Annotated in this window: 14 protein-coding genes; 3 read left to right on the top strand and 11 right to left on the bottom strand. The window is 56.3% G+C overall.

What is annotated here, in order from left to right:
- Nucleotides 1-35 precede the first annotated feature (35 nt).
- Nucleotides 36-1,172, bottom strand: a complete 1,137-nt coding sequence (locus tag ACFPQ4_RS19645; protein WP_378113592.1) for a deoxyribonuclease IV — start codon at nt 1,170-1,172, stop codon at nt 36-38.
- 139 nt (nt 1,173-1,311) lie between these two features.
- On the opposite strand from ACFPQ4_RS19645, the gene ACFPQ4_RS19640 reads away from it, so the two are divergent.
- The 3 genes from ACFPQ4_RS19640 (at nt 1,312) to ACFPQ4_RS19630 (ending at nt 3,188) form a co-directional block, all read left to right on the top strand.
- Nucleotides 1,312-1,746 carry a DUF2621 domain-containing protein gene (locus ACFPQ4_RS19640; protein WP_378113610.1) on the top strand — a complete coding sequence of 145 codons (435 nt, stop codon included), beginning with the start codon at nt 1,312-1,314 and terminating at the stop codon, nt 1,744-1,746.
- Between the two features lie 83 nt (nt 1,747-1,829).
- Nucleotides 1,830-2,264, top strand: a complete 435-nt coding sequence (locus ACFPQ4_RS19635; protein WP_378113591.1) for a hypothetical protein — start codon at nt 1,830-1,832, stop codon at nt 2,262-2,264.
- A gap of 18 nt (nt 2,265-2,282) precedes the next feature.
- Complete coding sequence (locus ACFPQ4_RS19630) at nt 2,283-3,188, top strand: TIGR01777 family oxidoreductase (protein ID WP_378113590.1); 906 nt, start codon at nt 2,283-2,285, stop codon at nt 3,186-3,188.
- A 44-nt stretch (nt 3,189-3,232) separates the two neighbouring features.
- On the opposite strand, the gene ACFPQ4_RS19625 is transcribed toward ACFPQ4_RS19630, so the two are convergent.
- From ACFPQ4_RS19625 to ACFPQ4_RS19580, 10 genes are read right to left on the bottom strand one after another with little or no spacing between them, the layout of a single operon-like run.
- The gene (locus tag ACFPQ4_RS19625) at nt 3,233-4,828 is read right to left on the bottom strand and encodes a DUF6382 domain-containing protein (RefSeq protein ID WP_378113589.1); all 1,596 of its coding nucleotides are present in this window, start codon (nt 4,826-4,828) and stop codon (nt 3,233-3,235) included.
- A gap of 54 nt (nt 4,829-4,882) precedes the next feature.
- On the bottom strand, nt 4,883-5,368 hold the full coding sequence (locus ACFPQ4_RS19620; protein WP_378113588.1) for an A24 family peptidase: 486 nt from the start codon (nt 5,366-5,368) through the stop codon (nt 4,883-4,885).
- 11 nt (nt 5,369-5,379) lie between these two features.
- Nucleotides 5,380-6,333, bottom strand: coding sequence for a hypothetical protein (locus ACFPQ4_RS19615; protein ID WP_378113587.1), 954 nt, complete (start codon nt 6,331-6,333; stop codon nt 5,380-5,382).
- Nucleotides 6,296-8,602, bottom strand: a complete 2,307-nt coding sequence (locus tag ACFPQ4_RS19610) for a hypothetical protein (protein WP_378113586.1) — start codon at nt 8,600-8,602, stop codon at nt 6,296-6,298. Before ACFPQ4_RS19610 ends, ACFPQ4_RS19615 begins: the two co-directional genes overlap by 38 nt.
- A 26-nt stretch (nt 8,603-8,628) precedes the next feature.
- Nucleotides 8,629-9,327 carry a pilus assembly protein gene (locus ACFPQ4_RS19605; protein ID WP_378113585.1) on the bottom strand — a complete coding sequence of 233 codons (699 nt, stop codon included), beginning with the start codon at nt 9,325-9,327 and terminating at the stop codon, nt 8,629-8,631.
- A complete protein-coding gene (locus ACFPQ4_RS19600) occupies nt 9,311-9,508 on the bottom strand; it encodes a Flp1 family type IVb pilin (protein ID WP_378113584.1) in 198 nt (65 codons plus the stop codon). The genes ACFPQ4_RS19605 and ACFPQ4_RS19600 overlap by 17 nt, the downstream gene beginning before the upstream one ends.
- A gap of 27 nt (nt 9,509-9,535) precedes the next feature.
- On the bottom strand, nt 9,536-10,384 hold the full coding sequence (locus tag ACFPQ4_RS19595) for a type II secretion system F family protein (protein WP_378113583.1): 849 nt from the start codon (nt 10,382-10,384) through the stop codon (nt 9,536-9,538).
- Nucleotides 10,381-11,121 carry a type II secretion system F family protein gene (locus tag ACFPQ4_RS19590; RefSeq protein WP_378113582.1) on the bottom strand — a complete coding sequence of 247 codons (741 nt, stop codon included), beginning with the start codon at nt 11,119-11,121 and terminating at the stop codon, nt 10,381-10,383. Before ACFPQ4_RS19590 ends, ACFPQ4_RS19595 begins: the two co-directional genes overlap by 4 nt.
- Nucleotides 11,122-12,363: a CpaF family protein gene (locus tag ACFPQ4_RS19585; protein ID WP_378113581.1), complete on the bottom strand. Its 1,242-nt coding sequence runs from the start codon at nt 12,361-12,363 to the stop codon at nt 11,122-11,124.
- A complete protein-coding gene (locus ACFPQ4_RS19580) occupies nt 12,326-13,471 on the bottom strand; it encodes a nucleotide-binding protein (protein WP_378113580.1) in 1,146 nt (381 codons plus the stop codon). Before ACFPQ4_RS19580 ends, ACFPQ4_RS19585 begins: the two co-directional genes overlap by 38 nt.
- Nucleotides 13,472-13,486: the final 15 nt, after the last annotated feature.

The raw sequence follows: 13,486 nt of genomic DNA, 5'->3' as shown, positions 1-13,486 counted from the left end.
CTATTGGCCGAAGCGGCGGGTCGGGTCGACCCGCTTTACAGTGCTTTCAGCCATTCCTTACCCGCGAGCCAGCCCAGCAACCGGTGGTTGATCGCTTCCTCGCTCAATTCGCCGGACAAAATCCGTTGCTCGATCAGCATGTCGTACAAGCGTTCCATCGGCTCGCGCGGGTCTGCCTTTCTAGCCTTGGCGTCCGACTTAAGCAATTCCCACGTCTGCAGCACGTATATCCGGTGATGAATGTCTTCTTTATCAAAATGGAAATGCAAACGCTCGACGTCCTCAAGGAACTGTCCGCCGAACCGCTTCGACGTGTCGCCGCGCAGCATCGCGATTTCCGCTTCGTACATCGGGCGCTCCTTGGCTTCGTCTTTGCCGATCCAAGGCGTCTCGAGTATAAAAGGCTTGTCCTTCAAAAGTTCGTGGCCGACGACGCCGGCGATTCCCTGATAACCGATCCAGCCTGAACCGATCGGAGCATGGCGGTCTTTGCCTGCGCCTTGCGGGTTTTTGCTATCGTTAACGTGAACGACGGCAATCCGGTTCAACCCTACGATTTCGTCGAACTTGCGCAGTACGCCATCGATATCGCCGACGACGTCGTATCCCGCGTCGTGAATATGGCAAGTATCCATACATACGGTCAATCTGTCGTTATCGCGCACGCGTTCGATGATTTGGGCGAGCTCTTCGAAGCTGCGGCCGATTTCCGTGCCTTTGCCGGCCATCGTCTCGAGCGCGATGTTGACGTCGGTTTCCTTCGTTCCCTCAAGCACCTCGTTCAAGCCTTCGGCGATGCGAGCGATGCCGTATTCTGGATCTTTCTCGGTGTACGCGCCCGGATGCAGAACGATATTTTTCACGCCGATCTTGTGGGTTCTCCGGATTTCTTCCTGCAAAAAATCGACGGCGAGCTTAAACGTATCTTCCTTATAAGAACCGAGATTCACGATGTACGGCGCGTGCACGACGATGTCGTTGACGTCGATGCCGCTTGCAGCCATCGCTTGAATCCCCTCTGGGATGTATAAATCTTCGATAGGCTTCCTCCGCGTATTCTGAGGTGCGCCCGTGTAGATCATGAACGTGCCGGAACCGTAAGATTCCGCTTCGTTCGCCGCGTTAAGCAGCCCTTTGTCCGAAAAAGATACGTGCGATCCGATCTTTACCATTCGCGAATATGCTCCTCTCGTCTACCGCTCCGTACCCTGCAAAGGTCGCAGGGCCTGTCCAAGCAATCACCTTTTATTGTATCGCGAACGTCGAAATAAATCTAGAAATGAGCTATAATTTCAAAATGAGGTGATAATGATGGAAGGTTCTCCAACTTGGTTCATCTATTTCATCTGGTTTTGGACTTTCGTGATGGTCGGATTCATGGCGATCGGCGGCTACTTCATGTTCCGCAAGTTTCTGAAGGTAATGCCTCAGAACGACGGCAAGTCCAAGCTGGATTGGCAAAACTATTGGGTCGAACGCAGTCGCCCGCTATGGACGGACGATTCCAAAGCGATGCTCGACAAGCTAGTCTCTCCGGTACCGGGACCGTTCCGCGATATCGCCAAGCACTCGATCGCTGCGAAGATCGGCCAGCTTGCGGTAGAAAGCGGAGCTTCCAACGTAACCGAGGAGCATTGCATCCAAGGCTATATTCTCGCTACACCGAAGCGCGACCACCGGAGCCTGAAAGACTTCCTGGAAAAGAACCAAATCGACTACTCCGCGTACCGTCACTTGCTCGGTTAATGACGAAAGACGGGCCTTCGTGGAAAAAAAACGAAACCTTTGCGCTCTCCTTTCGTCTAACCTCGTAGGAGGTGCACGACAACATGAACAAAAAGAACAGCACGACGATTGCCTTGAGCGCCGCGGTACTCGCGTTAATGCTTGTGGCGACGGCCTGCAGCAACAATGACGGCAATGCAAAGCCTACACCATCCGCCACGCCTTCGGTGACGGCCAGTGCCGCTCCCGATGAGAGCGCGGCTAGTCCGGAACCAAGCGTCGAAGCTAGCGCAGAGCCTTCCGAAGCACCGGAAGTCAAATCCGTTACGGGCGAATACGTCGGCCTGATCGATGGCCATTCCATTGAAATCAAAACCGCGGACGGCTCTACCGCTTTCCAGATCAGCCCGGAAATTTCCGATAAGGTCGATCCTTGGGCGGAAGGCACGTCCGTAAAATTCGAGTATACGGAAGATACGCTCGACGTTAACGGCGAGCAAGTCACGCAGTATACGATTCAGTCGATCGATAAGCAGTAGACGATAAGGAGGAGCGCGATGCGTCTAATCGTGTGCGGGGGTACGGGGTACATCGGGACCGCTTTGACGCAAGCGCTCCTTTCCCGTGGAGACGAAGTATGGATCGTAACGAGAAAGCACCCTGCGTCGGTGCCATACGATACGGCAATGCCGCATCCTCGCTACGTGACCTGGGAAGAATGGAGCGCGCTTCCGGATCGGCTAGGCGGAATGGACGGCATCGTGAACTTGACCGGCGAGTCGATAAACCAACGCTGGACCGCCAAGTCCAAGCAGCGTATCGTCTCTTCGCGAACGGAAGCCGCCTATCGGCTTGCCGACATTGTCGGCCGAATGAGCTCGCCGCCACCGGTCGTCGTTAACGCTTCGGGCATTTCGCTGTACGGGCATTCCGGCGATCAAGTGTACGACGAACTCAGTCCCGCGATGCCCGCTGACTTCCTTGGCGCGACGGTCGTCACTTGGGAAGCGGCTATCGATCGCATTCCGGCCAAACGACTCGTCAAATTGAGGATCGGCCTTGTACTGTCCCGGATAGGCGGAGCTTTCGGACTCATTCGACTACCTTATCGTTTATTCGGAGGCGGCCGGATCGGAAACGGCGAACAAGGTTTGCCTTGGATTCATCTGCAAGACATGGTGGCGCTTATCTTGTTCTGTCTGGACAACGACTCGATAGCTGGACCAGTCAACGCGGTCGCTCCTGACCCGGTATCCAACGATGAATTCGGACGAATGCTGGGCAAAGTGACTCGGCGCCCGCATTGGTTCCCCGTTCCCGGCGCATTGCTTAAGCTCGTGCTAGGTGAGATGAGCACGCTCGTGCTTACGGGGCAAAGGGCGATGCCGAAAGTCGCGCTCGATCATGGTTTCGAATTCGCATTTCCTCAATTAGAAGAAGCCCTGCGGGATATTACCCGCTAGGGCTTCTTTTTTATTGGCTTCGAGCGAAATGCGAAAGAAATACGCTACAAGCCCTCTTGTACGAACCGATATTTGGAACCCGCCAGCGCAAGGCAGTCGCCAGGCTCCAATGGATAGAGCTCGTATGGCGTCATCGGCACGTCGTTCAATCGGCTTCCGTTGCGCGAGCCCAAGTCTTTGACTTTCCATTGCGCGGAAGAACGGATGACTTCCGCATGGGCGCGAGATACGCCGAACGTCTCGTCGACGTGCTTCGCCGCCTCCGCGGATCGTCCGATCACTAGCGACTCGTCGGACAGGTTAATACGGGAGCCTTCTCCTTTAGACTCCCAAATCAAATAACATGAAGGTTTCGCGTCGTTATGCGGTCGTCCCAGCATTTCCGTCCGATCCTCCTGATCGGCCCGCAGCCAAGTCGTCTCGGCAGGCATTTCGCGAGGCCAAATTTCCTGCCTAGCACTTGCGTTAGCCGAAGCCGGCACGCTCCGCCCTTCCCCATTGTCCGATACTTGAATCTGGAATCTTCTCGGACGAATATCCGCCTCTTCGTCGACGTCCTCCCAATCGAGCATGCCCTTAACATCGTTATTCCGTTCATCGAGCGCCGCTTCGCTTCGGCGCGTTTTCGACTGTGCGGGCTTCGCTTGAGACCGAAGACCGAGCCACTTCGGCATTCCGCTCCATAGCGACAAGACGCACGCGACTGCCAAGATCGTGAGCCCCAAGCACGCCAACATCGCCGGCTTTCCCGGACTTGCCATATATCCGAACCACCATGCCATAGCCACAACGAGCGTTGCTGCGGCACCGGTCAACGTCCGCCGTCTATGCGGGTCCATAGCCGGACGAACGGAAGCGCCGGGTTCGCGCGGTTTATTGGCGCTCAGCTTAACCGCCGCGTCATGCCAGGTCGGTTGCTCGTCTCCTAGCATCTCGGATAACGTATGAGGATCTCCCGACGGAGGCTGCAGTAACCGCCAGGATAGCCCGCGAGCTTTAGCGGCGCGCTCCGGCACTTCCGGTTCATCCTTCGCACTTCCCACCATCGACACCGGTGCAGCGGCTATCCGTTCGTTTAACATCGCGGATAACGGCGGCGAATATCTAACGTTGTCTCCCCGTCCCGCGGATAAATATTGTCTAACGAAGCTGCGCAACGCATGCGGCACGAAACCCGGAGCTCCCACGATCCCAAGCACCTGTTGCATTGCCCGTCCGTCAAGATCGTCTACCTTCATCATCCACCTTACGACTAGCCTTTCCAACGCGTCTTCGTTGCCGTTTACCGCTTTGTTCAACGGTAAATAAGTAAACTGCATATTTTGCCAGTCGCCGCCAACGTAGATGAAATCATCGGCGAGCATAATCCGATCCGCCTCCAGCAAATACAATCGGCAATCCTCCAACACTTCCGAGAGCCGGCCAAGCGCATTCATTAAGTCGGTCATCGTCCATTTCGCAATGCGCAACGCTTCGCCCAGCATACGATAACCGCCAAGATCGTATTTAAATTTAATGATGCCGTCCAGCTCTTCCATCTCTATCGGCAGCAGCCCGGGCACTTCGCAACGCTTGAGCATCTGAAGCTGAGTCCAATTAATGGATGAGCGATCGAAGCCGCTTTCTTCTTTTATCGTCATACATAAGCCTCTATGTTGCTCAAAGCTTACTTGTAAATTCCCCATCATCCTCACCTACCCTTGTCCAAGCAGCATAATAAAGCTTGGCGCCACCGCCAGCATGAACGGAAATCGCGCGCCTTTTCCTTGCGAGACGGGGTGCAAACCCCATGGCCACCTTATTCTTTCGCCTAGCTTTCTCAACACGGGAAGTCGGAGCAGCACGAGGATCGCGGCGATAGCGCCGGCGAATACGATGGAGTACAACATTAGCCGAAGCGTCGGCAACGCCCCCATCCAAATCCCGAAAGCGCCGAACCATTTGACGTCTCCGCCGCCCATCCCCCGCATTAGAAACAGAGCGTATAATGGCAATATCCCTGCAATTGCGCCTACGACGGCGAAAACAAGACCGCTATAACCATGATAGATCAACTGATAGAGCAAGCCGCAGCAAGCGAAACCGACGTTCAGCGCGTTCGGAATTCGCATGGTTCTAAGATCTGTCCAACAAGCCGCGACTAGCAATACGCTTACGGCGATAACAGCCCCGGTGTTCAATGAGTACCCTCCTACGGCGCGGAAGCGCTCCTTACTTCGAAAGCATGTTCCCAAGCGCCGGCCTGTCCTGCACCGGTGACCTTCAAGCTCCATTCTCCAGGCGTCGTTCTCCCCGACACGAGCCAAGTCCAGCTAACCATGCCGGAAGCATCGGCGGTGGCCGTACCCAAATGCTTTGCCTGGCTCCGACCGCTTTTGTATAGGACGGATAGATCGACCGATACCCCCGGCTTCGTGCGAACGACTAACGTAGCTTTGCGGCCAGGCCGCACCGGGTTTGGTTCCAGCGATACGAACGTGACCTGCAAAGCGTCGGCATCATCCGCAACGAGCCGAGCATTCGTCGGACTTCCTCCGACCCAAACCCGCTCCGTCGCCGATTGCGAAATGACGAGCTTCTTGCCGATGAACGGAACCTTCATCGGCAGCGAATACTCCGCCCGCAGTGTCAAAAAGGTTTTGCTTCGATCACGGTCATCCGGTAACTCGATAGCCGACAAATGCAAACGCGAGCCGTCCAGTACCGATTCATCTATAAACGGTTGCATGAGTTGACCGAACGCCAGCTTCGCGGCTTGTTGATCTACGGACCATTCCCCGTCAGCGGCTTGTCCCGCCCATTCCTTAATCGGGGACGGTAGCCAGGAGCTGACTTTATCGAGCGTTTCGCCAACCTTGCCGAGCTTGCCGCTCCATTTATCCGCTTGTTCATAGAGCTGCGTACCCTTCGCTTCTTCGATCGCAAGCGATACGGGATACCAAGAGCCAGCGGCTTGACGCACCGTCTGGGAGAGGACGCCATGCATCGCCATGGAAATTACGGCGGTCTGCACCATGAAGATTAGGAATAGGACGAGCAGCAGGAACGCCGGCATCATCATCGCGGCCTCTAACGTGACGCTTCCCCGATCGCTAGCCCGTCGGCTTCTATTGGTAAGAATAGTCCGCGCTATACGTAGCTTCATATCGTCCTCCCCGCACCGTCCCGCCTAAATCCCCGCTCCCTCCAAGCATCCGTACCAATCCCGGGAAAAACCATAGCTTCACCGACGCAGTACCTTCACCGCTCGCGTACGTGTAAGCCTCTTGGAACGACACCCCTGTCTCAAGCTCCATAATGGCGATCATTCTAGCCATCTGGTTACCGGAGCCTCCATGCAGAAGCATGAATAACCGAAGGTAGTCGGTATAGTTCGTCGCGACCTTCGCGTACTTGGAAAGCTGGATCGTCCCTTTGTCGACTAGCGCGTTCAGATCGGCAATCGCATTGCGAATGCCGTATACGAGCGCGGCGACTAAGACAAGCAGCGGATGACCCAGTTTGCTGCATTCCACGAAGCCCTCCATCGTTCTTACGGCAAGCCTGAACGCGAAGATTTCGCCATACGCGGCTGCGATATTTCCTGAAGGGTTATGGAATCCGTATAAAATATATTCCGTTTGCTGCGAATCGATCGAGAGCGGAGCTTCTTCTCCACGAAGCAGCTCCTTGACGTAGGCAGGGTCATAACGCGACATTCTGGAAATCGCGTATTCCGAGAAGTAGAGCTGATCCCGCGTGCCGATCAAGCTGTCCTCTACGATCGACAGCAAATTTCCCGACAAGGAAACCGCCTCGTCCCGACCCTGGTCGGGATCATTCGCTTGCTTGCTGTCGGCGTATTCCTCCTCCGCTTCATTCCACTTCAAGTTGTCCTCGTACAACTGCTGCAAACGATCGAATACCGCGCGTTCCTCCGGCGTACCGGATCGCCCCGTCAACATTCCGAGTAGTTGCTTCGCTCCCGCCCACTCGCTATTGGCCTTCTCTTCTTCCTGCTTGCGCTCTTCGTCTTGCGACCTGTGCGCTTGAAAGACCGCGGCTCGCTCCGATAGGATCGAACCGGCAGAGCCATACGCCCCAATGAAATCGGCATATTCGCGCTGCAGCCGGTCGGCACCGCTTCTCAAGCTTTCTCCCTTTCCGGTCGACCCGGCAACGGATGCCGCAAGCGCGGAAAATGCGCCCGCCTGACCTAGCAGCGCCGTACCGTGCTCATACTGTCGGTCGATCTCCGCTTCATATTGCGTAAAAAACTGCGGTACGAGCACCATCTCCGCTGCTTTACGACGCAAATCAGCCATCGCCTGCACCTGCTCCGCAGACGATGCAGAATCAGCCGTAACCACTTCACCCTTAGGCGCGCCCCTCTTGATCGAGGCCGCCTCGGAGGCTATGCGACTCATCTCCTCGTTCGCTTCCTTCGCTTCGAGCCACGCCTCGCGAGCATCGTTAAAAGCCGCTTCCGATTCGCTTCTCGCCGCTTCGGCATCCACGGCTAGCGCCGAAGCTAGGCGAGAGGCGCCCGTCTCGTATCCAGAGACGATAGCTTCATAGCGCGGCTTGTCCGCTTCTTCGATCGCACTCTCTTCCTTGGGTTGCTCCTCCGTCGGTTGATCATCGCCTGAATCGCCTCCTCCCTCTTTAGCCTGACTCTTTCGTTCCTCTTCCCGCTTCCTTCGTTCTTCTTCCCGGGCGAGTATCGCCTGCCGCCTTGCTTCGTCATCCAAGCGCTTGGTTACGTAATCGTCATACTGGTTAGCGACTTCTTCTACGCGCGAGACGTTGCCGGTGGCCGCGACAGGCGAAACCTGCACGGGCGGATTAGGAATTTCCTCCGCCAACGACGCGCGAACGGCATCGCCGTAGATGCGCTGTTCCTCTAGCGCCCGATCTAGCGCTTCTTCCCTCCGGTCATAAGCTTGCTGCATCCGCTCGAGCGCATCTACCGTCATCGCCGTCTCTTCCATCATGCCGGACATGCCCCGCAACCGCTCCGCAAGTTCGATCGTCAGATCGATCGGCGCTTTATATTTCATCTCTTCGAGCACCTGCCTGCGAAATACGACATGGTCGGCGATCGGCCTGCTTTCCGTCACTCCCGTCTGCTCCCATTGCGGATCCAAGTAGGGAAACACGGCGCTATCCGCTTGCGGAACATTCCCGTTCACCGTATCTGTAAATATCCTGTCGGCCGGTTCGCCCCCTCTAACGAATAGACCGTAACGTGAGTAAAGAACCGGATCGAAAGAGGACAACACCGATCGGACGCCGGATTTGACCGCCAGCTCGGATTGCTTGCGGAATGCCGCCACGCGGGCAAAGTCGATAAGTACCGCCGTGACAAGGACGAGAGCCGCGGTAGCCGCGATGAAATAAATCGATACCGAGCCCGAGGATCCTTTTTTGGCCATCTTTGCGCTCCTCTCCATGGGATCCTCTATCGAGGTTGCCGCTTGAGCAATACACTTGCCGCTTTGTCGCGTAAGGCGGTAGCCCCTTGCGGCGAATCTTTCATTTTCGCGGAGTAGTAACGGATGAGATCAAAGGTTCGAATGAGTTCGGTCGGCTCGACGACTAATGCCGAAACGTTTGCTGAAGCTTGCCGCTGACCCCTGAACTCGACCAGTCCAGCGGGAAGCCAAGCGGCGCGAGCTTGAACCGATACGGTTCTCTTAATTCCGATATTCCGGAAGCGAATCTCTCCGAACATCGAATCGGGCATTGAAGCCCCCATGCGAGCAAGCTTCTCGGACGCCGACCCGCCTTGCGCCTCCGAAGCGTCTGAATCGATCGGTACGCTAACGCTGCTGCTATCGCCGGTCGCCAAGCCAAACCAGCCAAGCAACAGCGCATCGTCTTTTAGCCGCCAATATAATCCGTCGTACTGGCCGGGCCGGTACGCTCCGGTTCTCGGATCCTTAGCCGAATTCGACCAATCGAACGCCGCGCGTTCAGCCGTAATCGAAGCGCTATAATAGAGCTGGGCTTGCTGTGAAACGTATAGTGCAAATAACAGCACCAAAAACACGATAATCATTACCCAGGGCAACACCATCGACGCCTCCAAGGTTAAGCTTCCGGACGTCTGCCGCCACAAGGAAATCAGGCGCATGCGGGTACTAATCGAATAGTTCATCCGACTTGCCGGTCACTTTCTCCATGAGGTCGCCAAGGAAAGTGGTTATTTCGGACTTGAATACCAAAACGACCGCAATGAGCACGGCTATGATCAACACGATTTCCAGCGTTCCCATCCCTCGATCGTTGCGCCATAACGTACCGGCCGCCTTCTTTGCCAAAACCATCGAAGCTTTCATATCTATCCATCCTCTCAGATTATCTAATCAGAACATAAGCACGGTCGGTGCCCCTACCAGAACCATGATGCATAGAAAAATGAACGACAGCGGAAAAACGAGTTTGGAAGACGCCTGTTCCCCCATCGTTCGGACGGCGGCTTTGCGCTTGTCCCACATCTGCCTCGTCAGCTCCTTGAGCGCAGGCACGAACGCCTCTCCGCCTCTCCTCGCATTGATCAACAGCGTGGAAGCAAACAGCTTCACTTCAGGGACCGCGCATCTGCGCCCCATCTCCTCAAGCGCGGTGGCCATGCTTTCCCCGCGCTTCATCGCCGCTAAAGCCGACTTCAGTTCATCGTAAAGCGGATTGACCCCCGTCGGTTGCTGCTCCGCGCACCTAGTCAGAGCACGCAGTACATTGTCCCCTGCGTTTACGATCAGCAGCAGCTTGCCTAGCAGCTCCGGCAATTCCATGACGATGCGTTGCCTGCGCATTGCCACGCGATGACGCAGCTCTCGCGCTCGTAGGAACGGAACGCAGCAGGCGACGATTCCTCCCAGAACGACAAGCGATCCGTTACCGGCCGCGATCGCAAGCAATCCGGAAGCCAGAAGTACGACATAAGCGATCCCTAAGCTCTCGCCCGCGAAACGCAGCAATCTCTCTCGGCTACACGTTCCTCCGTTTAGCTGCGCCAGCGCGAGCCTCTGCCGCAGCAGAAACGACTGCGATCGTTCTGTAACGACGCGTATCCGCAAAACGAGAACCATCGGATCGGCAAGCCAATTTACCCCACTCCAACTGCCTCGCGCCAGACTGAGGACTTTGAAAACTAGCACTACGTAAATCACGGCCAACAGCGCAACGACAATGGCTGTCCAACCGATCGTCATAACTTAATGTCCATAATGCGGCTCATCCATCTAATACAGCAGAGCAACGCGGCGAAAACCACAGTCAGCAGCAACCATCCAAAGCCTTGATGGAGCGGCCTCATGTAATCGCCGGCGACGAAGCCCAGCATGCCGACGAATAGAAAAGGCATCGCCATCATAATGCGGGATTCGAATCTCTTTTGCGCGACCAGCACCGTTACTTCCAGCTCGACGTCCAGCTTCTCTCCGATGAATTGGGACGTATTGCGCACGACCTCGACCATGTCTCCCCCCGCTTTTTTGCAAATCGTAATGACGTCCGCGAAGCTTCTCGCCTCCGCCAAATCAGAGCGCCTCGCGAAATCCTGAAGCGGTAGCTCGAGCGGCTCGCCGTTGCGAAGCCGATTAGCGATGATCCCCAGCTCCGTCATAAGATCGGATTTCGTATGCCCTAGCAACAGCGCAAGATCTTGCTCTAACGATGCAAAAGCGTTCTCCACCGACCTGCCTGCCGATAAAAGAGAGGACAACGCATGAAGCGCCTCCTTGAACTGCTGCCTAAGCTTATCTTTGCGTTTGCGGCATAACGCTTGCGCATACCGCTTCGGATAGAACAAACCGACCGGCGCGGCCAACAACGCCAACACCCAATTGCCGTAGATGACCCAGACGGCAGCGGCACACGTTAGAGAGCCGATCGCGATCGCCCATATGCGCTCAAGCTTGCTTAGCTCATAGGTGCCGTACTCCGTCACTTAGCTCGCCGCTCCCTTCAAAAGCCCTGCATGCTGCAGTTTCCTACAATCGCTCAACTCTGCCACGCGATTAAGCCGTCCTGCAATGCGACCGTTCGCCTCGCCCTCTTCCTCGAATCGGAACAAAGTGCGCAGCTCTACTTCGCCATCCCGTACTCCGACCACTTCGCAAATTTCCGCCACGCGGCGGGAGGCGTCGCGGAATCGGCTTAACTGAACGACGATATCAAGCGCGGAAGAAATTTGCTGCCGTATGACCGGCATTGGCAAATCCGCTCCGCTAAGCACCATCGTCTCCAATCGCGACATCATGTCCCTCGCGCTATTCGCATGTCCCGTCGACAACGAGCCTTCATGACCGGTGTTCATCGCCTGCAGCATGTCGAGCGCCTCGGCGCCCCGTACCTCGCCGACGATAATCCGGTTCGGCCGCATCCGCAGCGAAGCGCGAATGAGCTCGCGTATCCCGATCGCTCCTTTCCCTTCGCTGTTGGCATTGCGCGTCTCTAGCGACACAAGATTCGCGACGCCGCGAATTTGCAGCTCCGCCGAATCCTCAATCGTAATGATGCGTTCGTCGGCTCCGATCCATTGAGAGAGCGCGTTAAGGAACGTCGTCTTGCCCGAGCCGGTCCCTCCGCTAACGAACAAATTGTATTTCGCCATGACCATGCCTCGCAGAAAATCCGCCGCCTCCTCCGTTAAAGCGCCGGTCGCGATCAACTCGCGAATACCGAGAGGGTTGCGCGGGAATCGGCGAATCGTAACGGTCGGACCTTTGAGCGCGATTGGCGGAAGCACGACGTGCACCCGCGACCCGTCCGGCAATCTTGCATCGACGATCGGCGACGATTCGTTCACCATCCGGTTCACTTTGCCCACGATGCTATGAATGAGATCCTCCAACCGTTCCGCGCTCTCGAAGCCGATTGGCACCGTCTGCAGTTCGCCCCTCCGTTCGATATAAATCTCGTTATGGGCGTTGATCATGATTTCGCTAATGTCTTCATCGTCCAGCAGCGGCTGCAGCGCATCTAGCCCGCGAAAGGAGTGGAACAATCGACTGACCGCGGCTTTGCGCTCCGTTGCCGTCATGCGGCGCGATCTCTCCCTTCGGAAGAGCTCTCCCTCGATCAATTGCCGCAGCTCCTCGTCCGTCACGTCGCGGTCCCAAGCCAGCAAAGACCGTACCGCTTCCTTCAGCTCAGCCAGCTCCTCGGACGAAAGCCCGGTGTGGTCCACGGACGTCCGCCTCCTTCCGTCGCTTGGCGGATGGCGTTCGACTTCGAATGCCCAGCGCCTCCAACAATTCGTCTACCGCCCCGCAAAAGGCCGGCGCGCCGAGCAATCTCCCCGGCTGTTCGACCGTCTTCCACTGCGGTACGTAGGGCAGACTCATTGCCGGTCCGTCCCCCGGCAAGCTCCAACGATTCAGCGAACGTTGACCTTGCGACTTATTCATCACGAACACAAGCTTGTCCGACAAACCTTCAGCGGAGGCATTCCAATAGCGAAGCAGCTTGTCCGTCTTCGTCAAACATTGAACGTCGTCGGTCGTCAACCAGACGACTTGATCACTACCGCCAAGCAGACTACGATGCCACTCGCCTGCTCCTGCATCCGGATCAACGACGATTAGGTCATATCGTCCGGAAGCGCGAACTCTGCCCAGTACTTCCGCTAGCAGCTCCGACGGAAGAGCCAATCGCTCTCCGGGATGATCCGGCGCATCTATGTAATCGGTTCTCAGATAAGGCTGATGGCGACAAGTTGCGGCGAACAATTCGTCCCACTGCTCCGGATGCGCCTGCAATCCGTACAGCAGTCTCGACAAGCTGTCCGGTTCGCCGTGCCCGAACAGCAACGAAGTGGCATTGAGCGCCTCCAAATTAAAATAAAACGTCCGCAATCCGCGTTCTCCCGCTTGACGGAGCATGTTCAATGCGAGCGTAGTTTTGCCAGTTCCTCCGGAAGCGGAAAATACGGTAATGATCCGGCATTCGTTAGCTGACGCTACCCGATCCCCCGCGATCGCGGTCCGAATAGCGGTCATCAGTACCGGCAGCGGTTGATACTGATCGATCGACGCCCATTCTTCTGCGGCCATGGTACCGTCGGCTAGCGCAAGCACTTTGCGAGCCCGGTCGATAGCCGCGCCGGCTTCGCGCAGCAAATCCGCCTCTCCGATCAGCAGATCGACGCTCCGGTTGCCTTCCTGAAGCTCCATTCTGAGCGCGCTAGCATAAGTGAACGCCGCGACATCCCACTCCGGTTCCTGCTCTCTCACGTACTCGGCAAGCTTAGCGACATATTCCCGCTGCGCCGAAGCCAATACGACTCTTTTGCCCATGCGATGCGATCCCTC

Origin of the sequence: Cohnella yongneupensis (genome assembly GCF_042655785.1) — a bacterium.
Classification (GTDB): domain Bacteria; phylum Bacillota; class Bacilli; order Paenibacillales; family Paenibacillaceae; genus Cohnella; species Cohnella yongneupensis.
Note: the sequence above shows the minus strand (reverse complement) of the source record. Positions and strands in the feature narration are given on the sequence as shown.

Excerpts from the sequence above, each read along its gene's own strand:
- ACFPQ4_RS19615 (WP_378113587.1), bottom strand. The coding sequence starts at position 6,333 with ATGAAGCTACGTATAGCGCGGACTATTCTTACCAATAGAAGCCGACGG.
- ACFPQ4_RS19610 (WP_378113586.1), bottom strand. The coding sequence starts at position 8,602 with ATGGCCAAAAAAGGATCCTCGGGCTCGGTATCGATTTATTTCATCGCG.
- ACFPQ4_RS19595 (WP_378113583.1), bottom strand. The coding sequence starts at position 10,384 with ATGACGATCGGTTGGACAGCCATTGTCGTTGCGCTGTTGGCCGTGATT.
- ACFPQ4_RS19635 (WP_378113591.1), top strand. The coding sequence starts at position 1,830 with ATGAACAAAAAGAACAGCACGACGATTGCCTTGAGCGCCGCGGTACTC.
- ACFPQ4_RS19600 (WP_378113584.1), bottom strand. The coding sequence starts at position 9,508 with ATGAAAGCTTCGATGGTTTTGGCAAAGAAGGCGGCCGGTACGTTATGG.
- ACFPQ4_RS19580 (WP_378113580.1), bottom strand. The coding sequence starts at position 13,471 with ATGGGCAAAAGAGTCGTATTGGCTTCGGCGCAGCGGGAATATGTCGCT.
- ACFPQ4_RS19640 (WP_378113610.1), top strand. The coding sequence starts at position 1,312 with ATGGAAGGTTCTCCAACTTGGTTCATCTATTTCATCTGGTTTTGGACT.
- ACFPQ4_RS19605 (WP_378113585.1), bottom strand. The coding sequence starts at position 9,327 with ATGAACTATTCGATTAGTACCCGCATGCGCCTGATTTCCTTGTGGCGG.
- ACFPQ4_RS19630 (WP_378113590.1), top strand. The coding sequence starts at position 2,283 with ATGCGTCTAATCGTGTGCGGGGGTACGGGGTACATCGGGACCGCTTTG.
- ACFPQ4_RS19625 (WP_378113589.1), bottom strand. The coding sequence starts at position 4,828 with ATGACGATAAAAGAAGAAAGCGGCTTCGATCGCTCATCCATTAATTGG.
- ACFPQ4_RS19645 (WP_378113592.1), bottom strand. The coding sequence starts at position 1,172 with ATGGTAAAGATCGGATCGCACGTATCTTTTTCGGACAAAGGGCTGCTT.